At 75.3% G+C, this 18,178-nt stretch carries 18 protein-coding genes; 7 read left to right on the forward strand and 11 right to left on the reverse strand.

Going from position 1 to position 18,178, the window contains the following annotated elements:
* Window position 1: 1 nt before the first annotated feature.
* Window positions 2-988 carry a GDP-mannose 4,6-dehydratase gene (locus EAH89_RS22175; RefSeq protein ID WP_140885920.1) on the forward strand — a complete coding sequence of 329 codons (987 nt, stop codon included), beginning with the start codon at window positions 2-4 and terminating at the stop codon, window positions 986-988.
* A 16-nt stretch (window positions 989-1,004) separates the two neighbouring features.
* Here the strand turns inward: EAH89_RS22175 and EAH89_RS22180 are convergent, their stop codons facing one another.
* A complete protein-coding gene (locus tag EAH89_RS22180; RefSeq protein ID WP_140885888.1) occupies window positions 1,005-2,420 on the reverse strand; it encodes a glycosyltransferase family 4 protein in 1,416 nt (471 codons plus the stop codon).
* A 246-nt stretch (window positions 2,421-2,666) separates the two neighbouring features.
* Here EAH89_RS22180 and EAH89_RS22185 point away from each other — a divergent pair, with 246 nt between their 5' ends.
* Entirely contained in the window at window positions 2,667-3,290 is a 624-nt protein-coding gene (locus tag EAH89_RS22185; RefSeq protein WP_206667648.1) for an acetyltransferase, read from the forward strand.
* 36 nt (window positions 3,291-3,326) lie between these two features.
* On the opposite strand, the gene EAH89_RS22190 is transcribed toward EAH89_RS22185, so the two are convergent.
* The 3 genes from EAH89_RS22190 to EAH89_RS22200 form a co-directional block, all read right to left on the reverse strand.
* Window positions 3,327-4,070, reverse strand: a complete 744-nt coding sequence (locus tag EAH89_RS22190) for an ABC transporter ATP-binding protein (protein ID WP_140885890.1) — start codon at window positions 4,068-4,070, stop codon at window positions 3,327-3,329.
* A gap of 4 nt (window positions 4,071-4,074) precedes the next feature.
* Window positions 4,075-4,920: an ABC transporter permease gene (locus EAH89_RS22195; protein ID WP_140885891.1), complete on the reverse strand. Its 846-nt coding sequence runs from the start codon at window positions 4,918-4,920 to the stop codon at window positions 4,075-4,077.
* Window positions 4,921-5,003: 83 nt separating this feature from the next.
* Window positions 5,004-5,693, reverse strand: a complete 690-nt coding sequence (locus EAH89_RS22200; protein ID WP_241667148.1) for a glycine zipper 2TM domain-containing protein — start codon at window positions 5,691-5,693, stop codon at window positions 5,004-5,006.
* Window positions 5,694-6,015: 322 nt separating this feature from the next.
* Here EAH89_RS22200 and EAH89_RS31475 point away from each other — a divergent pair, with 322 nt between their 5' ends.
* Entirely contained in the window at window positions 6,016-7,482 is a 1,467-nt protein-coding gene (locus EAH89_RS31475) for a transglycosylase SLT domain-containing protein (RefSeq protein ID WP_161993713.1), read from the forward strand.
* Window positions 7,483-7,544: 62 nt separating this feature from the next.
* Here EAH89_RS31475 and EAH89_RS22210 read toward each other — a convergent pair whose 3' ends face one another.
* Genes EAH89_RS22210 through EAH89_RS22220 form a run of 3 tightly spaced genes read right to left on the reverse strand, consistent with a single transcriptional unit; the run spans window position 7,545 to window position 10,108 of the window.
* Complete coding sequence (locus EAH89_RS22210) at window positions 7,545-8,363, reverse strand: MetQ/NlpA family ABC transporter substrate-binding protein (protein WP_140885892.1); 819 nt, start codon at window positions 8,361-8,363, stop codon at window positions 7,545-7,547.
* Between the two features lie 18 nt (window positions 8,364-8,381).
* Window positions 8,382-9,047, reverse strand: coding sequence for a methionine ABC transporter permease (locus tag EAH89_RS22215; RefSeq protein WP_140885893.1), 666 nt, complete (start codon window positions 9,045-9,047; stop codon window positions 8,382-8,384).
* Window positions 9,044-10,108 (reverse strand): methionine ABC transporter ATP-binding protein, encoded by a 1,065-nt coding sequence (locus tag EAH89_RS22220; RefSeq protein ID WP_140885894.1) that lies wholly within the window; start codon window positions 10,106-10,108, stop codon window positions 9,044-9,046. Before EAH89_RS22220 ends, EAH89_RS22215 begins: the two co-directional genes overlap by 4 nt.
* A 162-nt stretch (window positions 10,109-10,270) precedes the next feature.
* Between EAH89_RS22220 and EAH89_RS22225 the strand changes: the two genes are divergently transcribed.
* Together EAH89_RS22225 and EAH89_RS22230 are read left to right on the forward strand one after the other, a co-directional pair.
* Window positions 10,271-11,416: an NAD(P)/FAD-dependent oxidoreductase gene (locus EAH89_RS22225; RefSeq protein ID WP_241667149.1), complete on the forward strand. Its 1,146-nt coding sequence runs from the start codon at window positions 10,271-10,273 to the stop codon at window positions 11,414-11,416.
* On the forward strand, window positions 11,413-12,387 hold the full coding sequence (locus EAH89_RS22230; protein WP_140885895.1) for a threonine ammonia-lyase: 975 nt from the start codon (window positions 11,413-11,415) through the stop codon (window positions 12,385-12,387). The genes EAH89_RS22225 and EAH89_RS22230 overlap by 4 nt, the downstream gene beginning before the upstream one ends.
* Window positions 12,388-12,423: 36 nt before the next feature.
* Here EAH89_RS22230 and EAH89_RS22235 read toward each other — a convergent pair whose 3' ends face one another.
* The 3 genes from EAH89_RS22235 to EAH89_RS22245 form a co-directional block, all read right to left on the reverse strand.
* On the reverse strand, window positions 12,424-12,969 hold the full coding sequence (locus tag EAH89_RS22235) for a cupin domain-containing protein (RefSeq protein ID WP_140885896.1): 546 nt from the start codon (window positions 12,967-12,969) through the stop codon (window positions 12,424-12,426).
* Between the two features lie 66 nt (window positions 12,970-13,035).
* Complete coding sequence (moaB, locus tag EAH89_RS22240) at window positions 13,036-13,575, reverse strand: molybdenum cofactor biosynthesis protein B (RefSeq protein ID WP_140885897.1); 540 nt, start codon at window positions 13,573-13,575, stop codon at window positions 13,036-13,038.
* Between the two features lie 47 nt (window positions 13,576-13,622).
* A complete protein-coding gene (locus EAH89_RS22245; protein ID WP_140885898.1) occupies window positions 13,623-15,182 on the reverse strand; it encodes a sulfatase-like hydrolase/transferase in 1,560 nt (519 codons plus the stop codon).
* A gap of 92 nt (window positions 15,183-15,274) precedes the next feature.
* Here EAH89_RS22245 and EAH89_RS22250 point away from each other — a divergent pair, with 92 nt between their 5' ends.
* Together EAH89_RS22250 and EAH89_RS22255 are read left to right on the forward strand one after the other, a co-directional pair.
* On the forward strand, window positions 15,275-16,243 hold the full coding sequence (locus tag EAH89_RS22250) for a Bug family tripartite tricarboxylate transporter substrate binding protein (protein WP_161993714.1): 969 nt from the start codon (window positions 15,275-15,277) through the stop codon (window positions 16,241-16,243).
* Entirely contained in the window at window positions 16,243-17,226 is a 984-nt protein-coding gene (locus tag EAH89_RS22255) for a Bug family tripartite tricarboxylate transporter substrate binding protein (RefSeq protein ID WP_140885900.1), read from the forward strand. The genes EAH89_RS22250 and EAH89_RS22255 overlap by 1 nt, the downstream gene beginning before the upstream one ends.
* 6 nt (window positions 17,227-17,232) lie before the next feature.
* Here EAH89_RS22255 and EAH89_RS22260 read toward each other — a convergent pair whose 3' ends face one another.
* Window positions 17,233-17,961 (reverse strand): alpha/beta hydrolase, encoded by a 729-nt coding sequence (locus EAH89_RS22260; protein WP_140885901.1) that lies wholly within the window; start codon window positions 17,959-17,961, stop codon window positions 17,233-17,235.
* Window positions 17,962-18,178: the final 217 nt, after the last annotated feature.

Here is an 18,178-nt window from a genome sequence, read left to right on the forward strand (position 1 = left end):
CATGTCAGGGCGCCCGGGGCGTCCCGCCCGTATACTCGTGACCGGGGCCGGCGGCTTCGTCGGGCGCCACATGCTGGTCGCGCTGCGCACCGCCTTCCCCGAGGCCGCGCTCATCGGCGCGCGGCGCCACATGTCCGAGGGGCCGCTCTCCGGCGCCGACGAGACGGTGGAGCTCGACATCGACGACGGCGCGTCGATGGTGGACGCGGTGGCGGCCGTGCGGCCGGACGCCGTGCTGCACCTCGCGGCCTACGCCGATGTCGGCGCCTCCTTCCGCAACCAGCCGGCGGTGTGGCGCACCAACGTGCTCGGCACCGTGGCGCTCGGCGAGGCGGTGCTGCAGGCCGCGCCCGGCGCCTCCTTCCTCATGGCCTCCTCGGGCGAGGTCTATGGCTTGGCCTTCCAGTCCAGCCAATCGGTGGCGGAGGACACCCTCCTGGCCCCCGCCAACCCCTACGCCGCCAGCAAGGCGGCGGCGGACCTGGCGGTGGGCGAGATGGCGCTGCGCGGGCTGCGGGCGGTGCGGCTGCGCACCTTCACCCACACGGGCGCGGGCCAGGCCAACAGCTTCTCGGTGGCGGCCTTCGCGCACCAGATCGCCCGGATCGAGGCGGGGCGGCAGCCCGCGGTCCTGCGCACCGGCGCGCTCGACCGCTGGCGCGACTTCCTGGACGTGCGGGACGTCTGCTCGGCCTATGTCGCGGCCCTCTCGAAGGCCGACCTCCTCGCGCCCGGCGTCGCGCTGAACATCTGCTCGGGCACGCCCCGCCGCATCGGCGACATCCTGCAGACCCTCCTCCGCCTCTCCGGCGTCGAGGCGGCGGTGGAGCAGGACGCGGCGCGGCTGCGGCCGACGGACGTGGAGCGCGTGCGCGGCAATTCCGGCCTCGCGCGGCAGGTGCTCGGCTGGTCGCCCCTGATCCCCTGGGAGGAGACGCTCTCGAGCGTGCTCACCGACTGGCGGGCGCGGGTGGCCGCGGGCGAGTAGGCGGGCCCGGCCCCCGTCAGGCGGGGGGCGCGAGGCCGAGATGGCCGGCCAGCACCTCCGCCGGGCGGCGCCACGGCACGGGGCGGAAGCCGTCCCGGATGGCCGCCTCGCGCTCGGCGATCAGCGCGTCGTCCGTGCAGGTGCGGCGGATCGTCTCGGTGGCGCCGGTGATGTTCTCGGGGTCGATGTAGAGGCAGAAGGTCCCGCCCGCCTCGGGCAGGGAGGTCCGGTCGGAGGCGATGCAGAGCTTCCCGAAGGAGAGGCTCTCCGTCACCGGGAGCCCCCAGCCCTCGTAGAGGGAGGGAAAGAGGGTGAAGCGGCAGCCCTGGTAGAGGGCGACCAGCTCCGCGTCCGTCGGGCCGGGCACGATCACGATCTTGCCGCCCAGGTGCCCGCAGTTCTCGATCTGCTGCATCAGGTCCTGCACGAGCCAGCCGACCTTCCCCGCGAAGACGAGCTGGGGCACCGCCTCGGGCGGCATCTCCTCCACCAGCCGCCGCCAGGCGCGGAAGGCGAGGACGTGGTTCTTGCGGGCCTCGATGGTGGAGACGACGAGGGCGTAGCCGCCGGGCTTCAGGCCCATGGGGAGAGTGCCCGCGGCCGCGACCGGCGGGCCCGTGAAGCCGGTGCCGATCGGCAGGGTATGCGCGGGCAGGCGCAGCGGCACCCCCTCGCGCGCGGACCAGCGCTCCACGTCCCGCGCGGTCGCCTCCGAGATGGCGAAGAGGTGGTCGGCCCGGGGCGCGAAGCCGCGGAACCAGCGGCCGAAGACCCGCACGAGCCCCGTGTCGAACCATTCCGGCCGGAGCAGGGGGATGAGGTCGTAGACGAGCAGCGCGGTGCGCATGCCGCAGCCGGCCGTCGCGCGGGCGACGAAGCCGCCGTAGTCGCTGTGGAACCAGGGCGAGCCGATGACGCCGAGGACGTCGCCGTGCCGGGCGAGGCCGCGGATGTCCTCGCCGTGCGCGGCGGACCCCTCGTCGCCGGCCTGGCCCCGCCCACGGAGGAGCGACGGCGCGGCGCGGAGCGAGCGCACGCCGTGCCGCAGCGCCGCCAGCTGGGCGGCGAGCGCCGTCTTCTGGGACGCCACGGCCTGCATCAGCGGGTCCCGCATCTCCAGCGGAAGCCGGCCGGCGAGGTTGCGCGCCAGGCTCGCCTCCTGGGGTGGCCCGCCCGGAGGGGCCGGGGGCGCGGCGCCGCGCGGCGCCTCGGCGGAGGGCCGGAGCATCGCGGTCACGAGGCCCTCCACCGCCTCCCACGGGACGGTGCGGAAGGCGTCGCCGACGGGGTCGTGGCGGCAGAAGCGCACGTTCTCGCCCAGCACCTCCCGCAGGCCGACATACAGCTCGAAGGACAGGCGCTGGATGCCGCTCGGGCGCGGGTTCCGCAGGGCGTAGTGGAAGAGGTCCTCCACATCGAGCCACAGGGTCATTGGGACCGGGTTTCCATCGGCCACAGCGGTAGGCCACCCGGGTCGGGGGGACAAGACGCCGCCGGGCGTGCTCCGGCCATGCGCGGCAGGGGCCGTTTCGCGCCGCGGGCGGGGATGGGGGCGCTGGCAGGCGGCGCGACAAGCGCGGGCGCGCGTGCGACGATGCGGTGCCGAGCCGGTCCTTCCCGCGGGCCCGGCTTCCGATCCAGAAAGCCCCGGAGTCCCCTCCTGCCCGAACGTCCGCGCGTGGTGATCATCGGCGGCGGCGGCCACGCCAAGGTGGTGATCGAGGCCCTGCGGGCCGCCGGGTTTCCACCGCCCCTCGGCATCCTCGACCCGCGGCCGCCGGCGCCCATGGTGCTCGGCGTCCCGGTGCTGGGGGGCAACGAGCGGCTCGAGCGCCTGCGGGCGGAGGGAGCCGCCGACGCCGTCGTCGCCCTCGGCGACAACCGGCTTCGCCAGGCGATGGGCGGGCGCCTCGCCGAACTCGGCTTCCGGCTTCCCCCGGTGCTGCACCCCGCCGCGCAGCTCTCGCCGACGGCGCGGGTTTTGGAGGGCGCCGTGGTGATGGCGCGCGCCTGCCTCGGGCCCGACGCCGAGATCGGCCTGCTCGCGATCGTCAACACGGCGGCGGTGGTCGAGCACGACAACCGGCTCGGACCGGCCGCGCACGTCGCCCCGGGCTGCGCCCTGGCGGGCGGCGTGATGGTGGGGGAGCGCGCGCTGGTGGGCGTCGGCTCCTCGGTGCGGCCCGGCATGGTCATTGGCGCGGACGCGGTGGTGGGCGCGGGGTCCGCGGTCGTGCGGGACGTGCCGCCCGGCGCCCGGGTCGGCGGGGTGCCGGCGAGGCCGCTCGGGGAAGGGCGCTGAGGTCGGCCTACCCCGGCCACGCCTCGGCCCGAAGCCTCAGCCTTGGGCGAGCATCGCCTCGATCACCGGCTCCACCGGCCCGTCCGCCACGATCTGCCCGGCGTCGAGGTGGATGGCGCGGGTGCACCAGCGGCGGGCGATGGTCATGTCGTGGGTGGCGATGACGAGGATGTCCGCGCCGGAGACGAGGTTGGCCAGGCGCGCCTCCGCCTTCTCCATGAAGGCCGCGTCGCCGGCCATGAACCACTCGTCCATGAGCAGGATCTGGGGCTGCATGGCCGTCGCGATGGCGAAGGCCAGACGGATGGACATGCCGGCGGAGTAGCTCTTGATCGGCACGTCCATGAACTCGCCGAGCCCCGCGAAGTCGGCGACCTCCTTCTCCAGGACGTCCTGCGCGTCGGGGTCGAGGTTCCGGTAGAGGGCGCGCAGCCGGACGTTCTCGCGGCCGGTGCTGTCGTGGTCCATGCCGGCGGCGGGGTCGATGAGGGAGCCGACCGAGCCCTCGATCAGCAGCCGCCCGCCCACGGGCTCGTAGATGCCGGCCAGCGAGCGCAGCAGCGTCGTCTTGCCCGCGCCGTTGCGGCCGATCAGCGCCACCCGCTCGCCCGAGGCGATGCGGAAGTCGAGGTCGCGCAGCGCGCTCACCACCACGCGGTTGGACTCGTCGGTGCGCACCCGGGCGGCCGCGCGCGCCAGGAGGCGCTTCTTCAGGCTGCGCGCGCCGAGATGGTAGAGCGGGAACTCGACCCGCAGGCCCTGGGCCTCGATCTGGACCATCGGATCAGACCCAGAAGGCCAGGCGGCCGCGGAAGCGGACGAAGAAGGCGTAGGCGAGGCCGCCGAGCAGCGCCGAGTAGAGAATCGCCGCCACCCAGACGGTGAGGCCGCCGGCATGCCCTTCCACGAGCGGGCCCCGGAGCGTCTCCAGCACCGCGTAGAAGGGGTTCAGCGGCAGCCACACGGCCGCGTCCTTCAGCAGCTCGGGCTTCCAGAGGATGGGCGTGAGGAAGAAGGCAAGCTGCATGACGTTGGCGACGATCGGGCCGATGTCGCGGAAGCGGGCGCAGATCATGCCGAGCAGCATGGAGGCGGAGAAGGCGTTCAGCAGCAGCAGGGCCAGGCCGGGCAGCGCGAGGACCGCCTCGGGGCCCGGCAGGTGGCCGAAGGCGAGGAAGACGATGGGGATGAGCGGCAGGCTGTGCGCCGCCGTCAGCCCGTTGCGGAAGACGCTGCGGAGCGCGTGCACCGTGAAGGGCACGCGGAGCTGTCGGATCACGCCCTCGGCCGTCGTCATCGTCGTGCAGGCGTCGGTCACCATGCCCGCGATGACGTTCCAGACGACGAGGCTGACCGTCAGGTGCGGGAGGTACTCGCCGAGGCTGAGGCCGAGCAGCCGCGCGTAGAGCAGGCCGAGGCCGACCAGCATGAGCAGCGTGGACAGCGTCATCCAGAAGGGCCCGATCACCGAGCCGCGGTAGCGGTTCCGGAGGTCGAGCCGCGCCAGGGCCCAGGCGAGCCGCCAGGAGGCGAAGCCGTCCCGCAGGTCGGCGCGGGCCATTTCGCCCCGGCGCGGCGCGGCCGCGTCGAAGGCGAAGGTTTCCGGAAGAGAGAGCGGGCCTGCAAGCATGGGGGCGGCCTATACACCGGGGGGCGCCCGCTCTGCCAGCCGAACGCCCCCCGGCCCGGCCATTCCAGGCCCGCGCTATGGTCCTACCGGTAGGCGCCGCCCGGGTAGGGCGAGGCGTAGCCGGCCGGGGCGCCGTAGCCGGGCTGGGCGTAGGGCGACCGGTCATAGCCCGGCTGGCCGTACTCCCCCTGGCCGTAGCTTGGCTGCGCGTAGGGCTGCTGCCCGTAGGCCGGCGGGTAGCCCGGCGGCTGGTAGGCGGCCGCGGGGGGCGGGCCGCCGGCCGCGCGGCTGATCCGGGTGCGGTCCCCGCGGGAGACGACCACGCGGTCGCCGGCCTGGAGCCCCTCCTCGTTCGTCTGGACCACCTGGAAGTCGCCGCCGGTGTCCTCGCGGACCGTGAACTCCACCGCCTGTCCGGTGCTGACGCCGCCGCCGATCGCGTTGCCCGCGAGGCCGCCGAGCAGCGCGCCGCCCAGGCCGCCGAGCACGTTCGAGCGCGGGTCGCCCCCGATGAAGGAGCCCGCGACGCCGCCCGCGACCGCGCCGGCCGCCGTGCCGAGCCCGCTGCCGCCGCCGCGCACCGTCACCGGCCGAGTGCCGACAATCGTGCCGTAGGACACCGCGGCGGTCCGGCCGATGGCGGCGGTGCTGTAGACGCCGCCCGTGTCCTGCGGCGCGCAGGCCGCGAGCCCGCCCGCCAGCAGCGCGGCGGCAAGGGTGGCCCGCAGCGCAACCATCCCGCCGCGGCGTGTGTCGAATTGGTAAGGGGCCATGGCGATTCCTTCCTGGAAGACGAGCCTTTCGGGGAAGATTGGGTTCCCCGCCGCCCGGGACCAGCCCCGGCCGGGAGGCAAACGGGCGGCCGGCGTGCCGGATGCCCCGGGAGGGCCTGAAGGCTTTCCCCCGGCCCCCGCGCCGGGCCGCCCCCGCGGCGCCGCAAAGTCTCCTTGCCGCGGCGCCAAGCATCCGTTAGCCCTTGTTCTGCGACAATCAATCGCAGCCGGCGGGGGCCGGTGGCGGCGCGTGGGGACGCGCGGCCAGGGGTCCTCGCACCGGCCGGTTTGCCGGCCGGGCAGGGAACAGGGGGTTGAGGGGATGAACCTGATCGCTCGAGGAGCGCGCCAGCGCGGCCTGGCGCGCGGGGCGCGGGCGCTGGCGGCGATGTCTCTCGTGGCGGCGCTTGCCGCCTGCGGAAGCCAGCCCGACTCGAGTGGCCCGGGCACGAATCTCCGGGCGACCTCGTCGAATCGGCTCGCGAGCTACGATCCCCCCGGCAGCGCCTCGGACCCCTGGGGCCCCTACATCAAGGAGGCCTCGGCCCGCTTCGATGTGCCGGAGCGCTGGATTCGCGAGGTGATGCGCCAGGAAAGCGGCGGGCGGCTGACCGCCACCTCCCGCGTCGGCGCCATGGGCCTGCTGCAGCTCATGCCCGGCACCTACGCGGAGATGAACGCCAAGTACGGCCTCGGCGACGACCCCTATCACCCCTGGTCGAACCTGATGGCCGGCACCGCCTATATCCGGGAGATGTACGAGCTCTACGGCTCGCCCGGCTTCCTCGCGGCCTATAACGGCGGCCCGCGGCGCCTCGAGAACTATCTCTGGGCCGGCGGGCGCATGCCGGACGAGACGCGGAACTACGTCGCGCGCATCGGGCCGCGCATCCAGGGCGCCCACCCGAATCGGCGCGCGCCGGACGAGGTCTACGCGGCGGCCGACATCTCGCTCAACCCGCCGCCGCGCCGCACGGGCGACCCCGCGACGATGCTGGCGCTGCGCGAGCAGCGGCGCGGCGTCGACCCGGGCATCCAGGTCGCGCAGCTCCCGGCCGGGCAGGTCATTCGCATGGAGCCGATCCCGGACGGCTCGACCTACGGGTCCAGCGCGCCGGCGCCCGCCCCGGCACCGACGCAGCTCGCCTCGCTCGGCCCGAACGTGATCCGGATGGAGCCCATCCCCGACGGCTCGACCTATTCGCGGGAGTCCGCGCCGGTGGTCGTGTCGCGGATGGACCCGATCCCCGACGGCTCGACCTACGCGCGCGAGCCGGCGCCGGCTTCGGTGGTGGTGGCCCGGATGGACCCGATCCCGGACCCGCCGATGCCCGCGGCCTCCGCCGCGCCGCGCTCCATCGCCGTTGCCGCGGCCGAGGCCCGGCCGTCCTTCCCGGCGCCCGAGCGCCCGGCCTCGCGGCCCTTCGCCCTGTTTGGCCGGGCGCAGGCCAGCACGCTGCCGCCGCCGACGCCGCGCCAGGGCGGCACGCCGCCGGGCGTCCTGCGGGCCAGCGTTCCCGTGGCATCGGCACCGGTGCCGGCACCGGCCGCCACGGGCAGCTGGGCCATCCAAGTCGGCGCCTTCGCCAGCGAGAACCTCGCGCGCGACGCCGCGGGCCAGGCGCGGAACGGCGCCGGCAACGGCCGCGCGGTGGTGACGCCCGTGGCCCAGGGCCGCAGCACGCTCTACCGCGCCCGCGTCTCCGGCCTGTCGCGCGACGCGGCCCAGAGCGCCTGCGACCGCCTGCGCTCGCGCGGGAACTGCATGGTCATCTCGCCCGACGCCTGAGGCGGCGGGTTGAGCAACGCCGGGAAGGGGCCGGGGGAGCGATCCCCCGGCCCCTTCTGGCATCAGGCTCCGGTAACGACGGCGCCGCCGAACTCGCGCTCGACGAACGCCTTCACCGAGGGGTCGGCGTAGCCGGCGGCGAGCCTGGCCGCCCAGGGCGCCGCCGCGTCCGCGCGCCGCACGACGACGAGGCAGGTGTAGGGATTGGTGCGGGCGCCCTCGGCCGATTCGGCCACCAGGCTGTCGCGGCCCGGCATCAGCCCGGCTGGCACGGCGTAGTTGCCGGTGATCGCGGCCGCGTCCACGTCGTCGATGGCCCGCGCGATGGTGGCGGCCTCCAGCTCCACGATGCGGATGCGCTTCGGGTTCTCGGTGATGTCGGCCACCGTCGCCCGGAAGTCGGCGCCCGGACGCAGCGTGAACAGCCCGGCGCCGGCGAGCAGCACGAGGGCGCGGCCGCCGTTAGTCGGGTCGTTCGGGATGGCGACGCGCGCGCCGTTCGGCAGGTCCGAGAGCGCCTTCGCCTTGCGGCTGAACACGGCCATGGCCGTCAGCACGGTCTTGCCGACGGGCACGAAGTCGTAGCCGCGCTGGGCCTTCTGGGCGTCCAGGAAGGGCTGGTGCTGGTAGGTGTTGGCGTCGATCTCGCCGCCCTGAAGCGCGACGTTCGGCTGGATGAAGTCCGAGAACTCGGTGATGCGGACCACCAGCCCGTCGCGGGCGACGAGGTCGCGCACGCGCTCGAGCACCTGGGCGTGGACGCCCGAGGTGACGCCGGCGCGCAGCGGCCGGGCCGCCGTGCCGATAGCGGCGCCCTGGGCGAGGGCGCCGCGGGCGAGCACGAGCGCGGGCGTCGCGAGGAGGAGGGAGCGGCGAAGCATGAGGGGGTCTCCTTTTCTTCAGCGCCGGCTGAAGTGCCGGACGAGCCAGTCGCCCAGGGACTGCAGCCCCTGGACGAAGAGGATGAGGATGCCGACCACCGTCGCCATGACCTCGGGCATGAAGCGCTGGTAGCCGAAGCGGATGCCGAGGTCGCCCAGCCCCCCGCCGCCGATGGCGCCGGCCATGGCGGAGTAGCCGACAAGGCCGACGAGGGTGACGGTGATGGCCGCGATGATCCCGGGCAGGGCCTCGGGCACGAGCACGCGGGCCATGATCTGGGTGCGGGTGGCGCCCATGGCGCGGGCGGCCTCAATCACGCCGAGGTCGACCTCGCGCAGCGCGTTCTCGAAGAGCCGGACGATGAAGGCGGTGGCGGCCAGCGACAGGGGCACCAGGGCCGCGGTGGTGCCGATGGAGGTGCCGGCGACGAGGCGGGTGAAGGGGACGATCGCCACCATCAGGATGATGAAGGGCGTGGACCGCACGGCGTTCACCAGCAGCCCGAGCGGCCGGTTCAGCCAGGTGCTGGGCGAGAGCCCGTCCGGCCCGGTGGTGTGCAGCAGGAGGGCAAGCGGCAGGCCGAGGGCGACGGCGACGACGGCGCCCCCGAAGGTCATCAGCAGGGTCTGCCAGGTCGCCTCGATCAGGAGGTCGGTCAGGGCCGGGGGGAGCCAGGGGATCATGCCGCGTCCTCTCCCGCGATCTCGGCGACGTCGAGGCCGAGGCCGCGCATCCAGTCGACGGCCTCCGCGATGGCCGGCGGCGGGCCGTAGGCGGCCAGGGCCATGAGGCCGTAGGGCTCGGCCCCGATGGCGTCGATGCGGCCGGAGACGATGTTCAGGTCCAGCCCGAAACGCCGGGAGGCCTCGCTCACCACGGCGCGAGTGGAGGAGGGGCCGGCGAAGAGGACCTGGAGGAGGCGGCGCTCCTCCCCCGCGTTCGGGGCGGGCAGGCGGGCGACGGTGCCGGGCGGCACGACATGGCCGATCACCTCCGCCACGAAGCGGCGGGTGGTCGGGTGGGCCGGGCGGGTGAAGACATCGAAGACGCGGCCCTGCTCGATCACGCGGCCGGCCTCCATCACGGCCACCCGGTCGCAGATTGCCTTCACCACGGCCATCTCGTGGGTGATCAGCAGGACCGTGAGGTCGAGGCGGTCGCGGATGTCGCGGAGGAGGGCGAGGATCTCCTCCGTCGTCTCGGGGTCGAGCGCGCTGGTGGCCTCGTCGCAGAGAAGGACGCGCGGGCGGGAGGCGAGGGCGCGGGCGATGCCGACGCGCTGCTTCTGGCCGCCCGAGAGCTGGGCCGGGTAGGCGTCGCGCCGCGCCTCCAGGCCGACCAGCGGAAGCAGCTCGGCGACGCGCGCCTCCCGCTCGGCGCGGGGGATGCCGGCGATCTCGAGCGGGAAGGCGATGTTGCCCGCGACGGTGCGGGCGGAGAGAAGGTTGAAGTGCTGGAAGACCATGCCGATGCCGCGGCGCGCCTCGCGCAGCGCGGCCTCGTCGAGCGCCGTCATCTCGCGGCCGAGCACGGAGACCGTGCCGGCGTCGGGCCGCTCCAGCAGGTTCACGCAGCGCAGCAGGGTGGACTTCCCGGCGCCGGAGCGCCCGACGATGCCGAAGATCCCGCCCGGCGCGACCTCGAGCGAGACGCCGTCCAGCGCGCGGAAGGGGGCGCCGCGGCCGCGGAACTCGCGGGTCAGGCCGCGGAGGAGGATGGCCGGCGGGGCGGCGGGGTCGGACATGGGGGAAACCCGGAGGGAGGGGTCAGGCGCGGGGCGGAGTCGGCCGAGGTTGGGGCGGCGTCCCGGCGAGGGGGCGGGTTCTGCCGGCGGGGATCGTGAGATGGCGGGTCGCACCTAGATCGGGCGTGGAACGAGGTCAACGCCGGCGGGTGGGTTGCCGCCATGCGCACCGCGCCGCACCATGCCGGCATGGACATTCAGCACCTGGACGCGCTGGTGATCGGGGCCGGCATCGGCGGCGCGACGGCGGCGGCCCACCTGGCGCCCACCCGCCGCACCGCCCTCCTCGAGGCGGAGGAGAGCGCGGGGTACCACACCACCGGCCGCTCGGCGGCGATCTGGATCCTCAACTACGGCACGCCGGACGCCCAGGTGCTGACCGCGGCCTCGGGCGGCTTCTTCCGCGACCCGCCGCCAGGCTTCGCGGACGCGCCGCTCATGGCGCCGCGGCCCGTCGTGCACTTGGCGCCGCCCGGGCAGGTGCCGGCGCTGGAGGCGTTGATGGCGCGGGGCGAGGGGGTGGAGCCGATCACGCCCGAGGCGGTCCGCGCCATGGCCCCGGCGCTGCGCCCCGGCTACGCGGTGGCCGCCGCGATCGAGCGCAACGCCTTCGACATGGACGTGGCCGCGCTCCACCAGGGTTTCCTGCGGGCGCTGCGGGCGAGGGGCGGGGTGCTGGCGCTGCGGCAGCGGGCGGGCCGGATCTGGCGGGAGAACGGCCTCTGGCACGCCGAGACGAGCGACGGCGCCGTCTTCGCCGCGCCGGTGCTGGTGAACGCGGCCGGGGCCTGGGGGGACGAGGTGGCGCGCCTCGCGGGGGTCGCGCCGCTGGGACTGCAGCCGAAGCGGCGGACGGCGCTGGTCGTCGATCCCGCGCCGCACGACGTCTCGGGCTGGCCGCTTCTCGGGGACGTCGCCCATAGCTGGTACGCGCGGCCGGAGGCGCGGACGAAGCTCATGGTCTCGCCCGCCGACGAGACGGACAGCGACCCCTGCGACGCCCAGCCGGACGAGCTGGACGTGGCCATCGCCGCGGATCGCTTCCAGCAGGCGCTCGACATCCCCGTGCGGCGGGTGGAGCACCGCTGGGCGGGGCTCCGGACCTTCACGCCGGACCGGGGGCTGGCGATCGGCCCCTCCGAGACGTCGGGCTTCTTCTGGAACTGCGGGCAGGGCGGCTACGGCATCCAGACCGCCCCCGCCGCCGGGCGCCTCCTCGCGGCGCTGATCAACGACGAGGATCCGGAGGGGCTGCGGGACATCGTGCCGCTCGTGGACCCGCGCCGCTTTGCGAGGGCCTTCGCATGATGCCGCTTCCGACCCACGACGACGTGCGGGAGGCCGCTGCGCGCCTGGCGGGGCGGGTCGTCCGCACGCCGATGCTGCGCCACCCCGTGCTCGACGCGCTGGCCGGCGGCGTGGTGCTGGTGAAGCCGGAGCCGCTGCAGCGGACCGGCTCCTTCAAGTTCCGGGGCGCGACGAACGCCGTGCTGCGCCTGGCGGCTGACCGGCGGGGCGGCGGGGTGGTGACGCATTCCTCGGGCAACCACGGCCAGGCCCTGGCGAGCGCGGCGGCCTCGGAGGGCGTGCGGGCGCTGATCGCCATGCCCGCGGACGCGCCGGCCATCAAGGTCGAGAGCACGCGGCGCTGGGGCGCGGAGATCACCTTCTTCGACCGGCTGGGCACGGATCGCGAGGCGCTGGCCCGCCGCCTGGCCGAGGAGCGCGGGGCCGCCCTCATCCCGCCCTTCGACCATCCGGACGTGATCGCGGGCCAGGGCACCGTCGGGCTCGAGCTGATCGAGGACGCGGCGGCGGCGGGGCTGAGGATGGACGCGCTGGTCGTCTGCACGGGGGGCGGCGGGCTCGTTGCCGGCTGCGCCCTCGCGGTGGAGGGAGCGAGCCCGGGGACGGAGGTGGTCGCGGCCGAGCCGGAGGGGTGGGACGACACCGCCCGGTCCCTCGCGGCGGGGGAGCGGCTCTCGGCGGACGGGAAGGGCTCGACCTTCTGCGACGCGCTGCTGTCGATCCGGCCGGGGGAAATCACCTTCGCGGTGAACGGCCCGCGGCTGGCGGGCGGGGTCGCGGTGACGCCGGAGGAGGTGATCGCCGCGATGCGCTTCGCCTTCGACCACCTGAAGCTCGTGGTGGAGCCGGGCGGCGCGGTGGCGCTGGCCGCCGTGCTGGCCGGGAAGGTTTCCGCGCGGGGCCGCGTGGTCGGCGTGGTGATCAGCGGCGGGAACGTGGACCCCGCGGTCTTCGCGCGCGCCCTGGCCTGAGGGGCCGCCCCGGCCGGGGCGGCCGCCATCAGGGGGTCAGGAGTAGCCCTTGTTCTTGTGGTCCTCGGCGGCCTCTTCCTGCGTCTCAGCGTCCGCGTTGGTGGAGCTCGAGGCGCCACCGGGGCCGGGGGGCGACGAGGAACCGCCGGCCGGGCCGGTGCCAGACGCGGAGCCGCCCTGGGGGGCGCCGGACTGGGAAGCACCGGACTGGCCGCCCTCGGCCGGGCGGAAGTCGAAGCTGCCGCCCTCGCTCTGCCAGGTCTGGACCGTCAGGACCTTGGCGCCGCCCTTGCTCTCGTGCGGGCCGTGGACCACGCCCTTGGCGTGGGTGAGGAAGGCGCCGACGGCCATCGGCTCGCCGGCCTCGGTCAGGTCGCCCTCGATCACGTAGTGCATCTCGGAGCCGGCGTCGTGGTAGTGGGCGGGGATCACGCCGCCCGCCGGCAGGTGGACGATCGAGGTGACGACGCCCTTCGACCGGTCCTCGTTCAGGATCTGGATCTTGAACGCGCCGGTCGCGCCGGGGATCTCGAAGGGGACCGCCTCGCCGGGCCGGGCCATCCGCAAGCCGCTGTCTGCCATGTGTTGCCTCCGTTCGTTCCAGGCTTCCGAACGTGGGCGGGAAGCGGGAAGTTGCCGGCGGGGCGCTCAGGCCGCGCGGAGGTGCTCCAGGAGGCGCGGCATCAGCTCCACGAGGTTGCAGGGGCGGAAGCGGGCGTCGAGCTGGTGGACGAGGATGTCGTCCCAGGCGTCCTTCACCGCCCCCGTGCTGCCGGGCAGAGCGAAGAGGTAGGTGCCGCCCGAGACGCCGCCGATGGCGCGGGACTGGATCGTGGAGGTGCCGATCTTGGCGTAGCTGAGCATGCGGAACAGCTCGCCGAAGCCGGTGATCTCCTTCTCCAGCACGCGGGCGAAGGCCTCGGGCGTCACGTCCCGGCCGGTGATGCCGGTGCCGCCAGTGGTGATCACGCAGTCCACCGCGGGGTCGGCGATCCAGCGGCGGAGATGGGCCTCGATCGCGCCGGCCTCGTCGCGCTCGATGGCGCGCTCGGCCAGGCGGTGCCCGGCGGCCTCGATGCGGGCGGCGAGGGTGTCCCCGGAGCGGTCGGAGGCGAGGTCGCGGGTGTCGCTCACGGTCAGCACCGCGATGTTCACGGGCAGGAAGGTTCGGCTCTCGTCGATCGGCATGGCTCGGGCTCCTCTGGGTGGGGGATATGGGGCGGCGCGGCGGCCCCTCACCACTCGCCCAGGAAGACGCCCGCGCGCTTGTGGCTGTCGGTGCGCAGCTCCGCCTCGGCCCAGGTGATGGTGGTGCGGCGCTTCAGGCCGCCGAACCAGGCCAGCAGGCGCTCGCGCATCTCGCGGCACACCTCGCCCATGGCGGGGTCGGCGCCGAGGTCGTGCAGCTCCTCGGGGTCGGCGGCGAGGTCGAAGAGCATGGGGCGCAGGCCGTCGGTCCAGTGGACGTATTTCCAGCGCTCCGTCCGCACCATCCAGGCGTGGTGGTGGCCGGTGGGCAGGCCGAGGCGGCGGCGGGCCCCGCGGAAGGTCCAGTCCAGCTCCGAGAAGGCGGCGTCGCGCCAGGCCACCTCCCGCCCGCGGGTCAGCGGCAGGAGGGAGCGGCCCTCGACGAGGTGCTCGGCGGAGTCGAGGGCCAGGGCGTCGAGGATGGTGGGGACGACGTCGATCGCCTCGGCGAAGCGGTTCTCCACCGTGCCGCGCGTGGCGTCCGCCTCGGACGAGGGGTCGTAGAGGAGGAAGGGCACGCGCTGGATCGGGTCGTGGAAGAGCTCCTTCTCGCCCAGCCAGTGGTCGCCCAGATAGTCACCGTGGTCGGCGCAGAAGACGACCAGCGTGTCCTTCCAGCGGCCGAGCCGCTCCATCGCCTCCCAAACGCGGCCGAGGTGGTGGTCGAGCTGGGCGATGAGGCCCTGGTAGGCGGGGCGCACCGTCGCGATCGTCTCGTCGCGCGCGAAGTTCCGGGCGACCTCCTCGTTCTGGAACTCGCGGAGGACGGGATGGGCGTCGGGCCCGCGCTCGGCCTCGCCGCGGACGACGGGGAGGCAGTCCCCCGGCCCGAACATCGCGTGGTAGGGGGCAGGGGCGATGTAGGGCCAGTGCGGCTTCACGTAGGAGAGGTGGAGCACCCAGGGCTCCTCGCCCCGCTCCTCCATGAAGCGGATGCCGGTGTCGGTGGTGTAGGCGGTCTCGCTGTGCTCCTCGGCCACGCGGGCGGGGTAGCGGGCGTTGCGCATCTTCCAGCCGGAGAGCGGGCCGTCGGGGCCGTCGACGGCGATGACGTAGTCGGTCCAGGGGTCGGGGCTGTCGTAGCCCTTGCTCCGCAGCCAGTCGGCGTAGGCGGAGTCGGGCTCGCCGTGGTGGCCGTCGTGCCGGTCCACGAGGGTGAACCAGCCCTCGTCGAGCAGGGCCTTGAGGTCGCTCGCCCCGTCCACCTCCAACCGCTTCTGGCCGCGCGCGTCGGGCAGGACATGGGTCTTGCCGGCGAGGGCGAGCTTCCGCCCGGCCTCGCGCAGGTGCCAGCCGAGCGTGACCTCGCCGACCGAGAGCGGCACGCGGTTGTGGGTGGCGCCGTGCGAGGAGACGTAGCGGCCCGTGTAGTAGGACATGCGCGACGGCCCGCAGATGCCGGACTGCACGTAGGCCTGGGCGAAGCGCACCCCGCGCGCGGCCAGGGCGTCGAGGTTGGGCGTGGGCAGGTGGGGGTGGCCGGCGCAGGACAGGTGGTCCCAGCGGAACTGGTCCGCCATGACGAAGAGCACGTTTCGAACCGTCATCCTGGCCCTTGCTTCCGGCTGTTTCCCCATCCCAGGCTAGGGCCATGCGGAAACCGGCGGTAGGCCGGTCGGGCGGGGAAACGGTGCGGACGATGATCATCACGCGGCGCGCGGCGGGGCTGATGGCGCTGGGCGCCCTTCCCGCGCTGGCCCAGGGCGAGGCGATGCGGATCGTCGCGGCCTTCCCTCCGGGCGCCGCGCTGGACGGGGTGGCGCGCCTGCTCGCCGACGGGGCGTCCCGCGGCACGGTGGAGCGGCTGCGCGGGACGGCGGTGGTGGACAACCGGCCGGGCGCGAACGGCAACATCGCGGCCGCGCAGGTCGCCCGGGCGCCGGCGGACGGGCGGACGCTGCTGCTGGCGATCGACACCACCTTCAGCCTCAACCCGCACCTCTACGCGAATCCCGGCTTCGACTTCGCCCGTGACCTCGGGCCGGTGGCGATCGCGGGGACCTTCCCGCTGGCGCTGCTGGTGAACCCGGCCTCGGGCATCACGGACCTCGCGGGGCTGGCCGCCGCGGCGCGGGCGCGGCCGCTGCTCTACGCCTCCGGCGGTAACGGCTCGCCCGGGCATCTCGCGATGGAGGCGCTCCGGGCCTCGCTCGGCCTGCCGCCCGCCGCCTTCGAGCACGTCCCCTTCCGCGGCAACGCGGAGGCGCTGACGGCCCTCATCGCCGGGCAGGTCGGGGTCGGCTTCCTGGCGGTGGGCGGCGGCGCGGACTTCGTGCGGGACGGGCGGCTGCGGGGCCTCGCCGTTTCGGGCACGCGGCGGATGGCGATGCTGCCGGAGGCGCCCACGGTCGCGGAGCTCGGCCAGCCGGGCTTCGACGTGCGCTTCGCCTTCGTGCTCGTCGCCCCGCGCGGGCTGCCCGCCGAGGTCCGGCGCGACTGGGCCGGGCTGGTCGCGGCCGTGATGGCCCAGCCGGCGGCGCGGGAGCGGCTGGAGGGCTGGGGGGTGGACCCGGAGGCGGGCGGGCCGGCGGAGGCGGCGGCCTGGATCGCCGCCGCCGGGGAGCGCTGGGGACGGATCGCGCGGGACACCGGGATGAGGGTCGGTTGATGGGCCATTCCGGAAGGCGGGGCGCCCTCGCGCTCGCCGCGGGAGCCCTCCTTCCGCGCGGGGCGCTGGCGCAGGCGCCGGACCCCCACCGGATCGTCGTTCCCTTCCCGCCCGGCGCGGCCTCGGACGGGATCGCGCGGCTGCTGGCGGAGCGGATGGCGCGGGCCGGGGCGGATCCGGGGCCGGGCGGCACGGTGCTGGTGGACAACCGCGCGGGGGCCGGCGGCAACCTCGCGGGGGCGCAGGCCGCGCGCGGCCGGCCGGACGGGCGCACGCTGCTGCTGACGATCGACACGACCCTCACGGTGAACCCGCACCTCTACCCCGACCTCGGCTACGACCCCGGGGCGCTGGAGCCGCTGGCGATCCTCGGGAGCTTCGCGCAGGTGCTGCTGGCGCATCCCTCGGCCGGCATTTCCTCGCTCGCGGGCTTCGTCGAGGCGGCGCGGGCGCGGGGGCTGCCCTATGCCTCCGGCGGGATCGGCACGCCCGGCCATCTTGCCATGGAGGGCTTCCGCCTCGCGGCCGGCCTGCCGGCCTCGGCGCTGGTCCATGTGCCCTATCGCGGCTCCGGGCCCGCCCTCACGGACCTTGTGGCCGGGAACGTGCCCGTCGGCTTTCTCGCCATCTCGGGGGCGCCCGACTTCGTGCGGGACGGGCGGGTCCGGGCCCTGGCGGTCTCGAGCGCCGGGCGGCTGGACACGCTGCCCGGCGTGCCCGCGCTGGGGGAGCTCGGCTTTCCGGGGCTCGACATGGAGTTCGCCAACCTCCTCCTGGCGCCACGCGGCCTGCCGGCGGGGATGGCGGCCCGGATCGCGGCCCTGGCGACCGGCCTGCTCGACGACGAGGCGGTGCGCGCCCGCTTCGCCGGCTGGAACCTGTCGTCGCTCACCGGCGGGCCGGCGGAGGCGGCGGCCTGGATCGCCCGCGCGCGCCCCCGCTGGGGCGAGGTGGTCCGGGCGACGGGGATGCGGGCGGGCTGAGCGGCCTCAGCCCGTCGGCGCCCAGGCGGAGATCCGGTCGGCCGCGGCCTCCCACCCCGCGTCCAGCATCAGCAGGTGGCCGGTGCCCGGCAGGATGCGGGCCGCGACGCCGTGCCAGCCGGCGCAGCGCTCCATGGCGTCGCGCGGGATCAGCCGGTCGTGCTCGGCGCCGAGGACGAGCACGGGGCGGCCGTGGACCCAGCCGGGCGTGACGGGCTGGGGCATCTGCGCCTCCATGAGGGCGGCCGGCGATTCGTCGCGCAGGCGTCCCGCGTGGATCATCGCGGTGGCCTGGTCCATGCCGGGGCCGAAGAGGCCGCGCGCGAGGGCCAAGGAGGGCTCACCCGAGCCGGTCAGCCGCGCGACCTCGCCCCAGAGGGCCGGGTCGGAGGCGGCGAGATGGGCGTTCGACCACCAGAGGCCCTCCGGCGGCACCGGGGCGAGGAGCGCGGCGCCGCGGACGCGGGCGTCGTCCAACAGGCGCTGGGCGATCAGCGCGCCGAGGGAGTGGCCGACCAGGAGCGCGGGTCCCTCCTCGAGCACGGCCCGGACGGCGGCCACGCGCTCCGACAGGGTGGCGGCGTGCAGGGTCACGGCGACGCAGGGGTGCCCCGCGGCGGCGAGGCGCTGCGCGAAGCCCTCGCCCCAGATCCAGGGACCGCAGGCGGCGCCGTGGAGAAGGATCAGGCGCGGGAGGTGGGGCGTGCCGGCGGGCGGGTCGAAGCGCAGGGTCATGCGCGCAGCCCTGCCACAGCGGCGTCCGCGACGCGACGCCCCCTGGACGGCCCAGCCCCGCCCGCGCGGCGCCGCCGGCCCCCTCGCGCCGGGCGCGGCAAGCCCAGCGGGGCCGGACTCCGTTGCTCTTTCGCCCGGTCCGGCACGGGGGATGGGGGTCGCGGGGTTGGGCCGGCGCACCGCGGAATCGTGATGGGCGCGGCGGGCCCGGTGACCC

This window comes from Muricoccus nepalensis, assembly GCF_006438825.1.
Classification (GTDB): domain Bacteria; phylum Pseudomonadota; class Alphaproteobacteria; order Acetobacterales; family Acetobacteraceae; genus Roseomonas; species Roseomonas nepalensis.

Excerpts from the sequence above, each read along its gene's own strand:
- EAH89_RS22175 (WP_140885920.1), top strand. The coding sequence starts at position 2 with ATGTCAGGGCGCCCGGGGCGTCCCGCCCGTATACTCGTGACCGGGGCC.
- EAH89_RS22180 (WP_140885888.1), bottom strand. The coding sequence starts at position 2,420 with ATGACCCTGTGGCTCGATGTGGAGGACCTCTTCCACTACGCCCTGCGG.
- EAH89_RS22190 (WP_140885890.1), bottom strand. The coding sequence starts at position 4,070 with ATGGTCCAGATCGAGGCCCAGGGCCTGCGGGTCGAGTTCCCGCTCTAC.
- EAH89_RS22195 (WP_140885891.1), bottom strand. The coding sequence starts at position 4,920 with ATGCTTGCAGGCCCGCTCTCTCTTCCGGAAACCTTCGCCTTCGACGCG.
- EAH89_RS22200 (WP_241667148.1), bottom strand. The coding sequence starts at position 5,693 with ATGGCCCCTTACCAATTCGACACACGCCGCGGCGGGATGGTTGCGCTG.
- EAH89_RS31475 (WP_161993713.1), top strand. The coding sequence starts at position 6,016 with ATGAACCTGATCGCTCGAGGAGCGCGCCAGCGCGGCCTGGCGCGCGGG.
- EAH89_RS22210 (WP_140885892.1), bottom strand. The coding sequence starts at position 8,363 with ATGCTTCGCCGCTCCCTCCTCCTCGCGACGCCCGCGCTCGTGCTCGCC.
- EAH89_RS22215 (WP_140885893.1), bottom strand. The coding sequence starts at position 9,047 with ATGATCCCCTGGCTCCCCCCGGCCCTGACCGACCTCCTGATCGAGGCG.
- EAH89_RS22220 (WP_140885894.1), bottom strand. The coding sequence starts at position 10,108 with ATGTCCGACCCCGCCGCCCCGCCGGCCATCCTCCTCCGCGGCCTGACC.
- EAH89_RS22225 (WP_241667149.1), top strand. The coding sequence starts at position 10,271 with ATGCGCACCGCGCCGCACCATGCCGGCATGGACATTCAGCACCTGGAC.
- EAH89_RS22230 (WP_140885895.1), top strand. The coding sequence starts at position 11,413 with ATGATGCCGCTTCCGACCCACGACGACGTGCGGGAGGCCGCTGCGCGC.
- EAH89_RS22235 (WP_140885896.1), bottom strand. The coding sequence starts at position 12,969 with ATGGCAGACAGCGGCTTGCGGATGGCCCGGCCCGGCGAGGCGGTCCCC.
- moaB (WP_140885897.1), bottom strand. The coding sequence starts at position 13,575 with ATGCCGATCGACGAGAGCCGAACCTTCCTGCCCGTGAACATCGCGGTG.
- EAH89_RS22245 (WP_140885898.1), bottom strand. The coding sequence starts at position 15,182 with ATGACGGTTCGAAACGTGCTCTTCGTCATGGCGGACCAGTTCCGCTGG.
- EAH89_RS22250 (WP_161993714.1), top strand. The coding sequence starts at position 15,275 with ATGATCATCACGCGGCGCGCGGCGGGGCTGATGGCGCTGGGCGCCCTT.
- EAH89_RS22255 (WP_140885900.1), top strand. The coding sequence starts at position 16,243 with ATGGGCCATTCCGGAAGGCGGGGCGCCCTCGCGCTCGCCGCGGGAGCC.
- EAH89_RS22260 (WP_140885901.1), bottom strand. The coding sequence starts at position 17,961 with ATGACCCTGCGCTTCGACCCGCCCGCCGGCACGCCCCACCTCCCGCGC.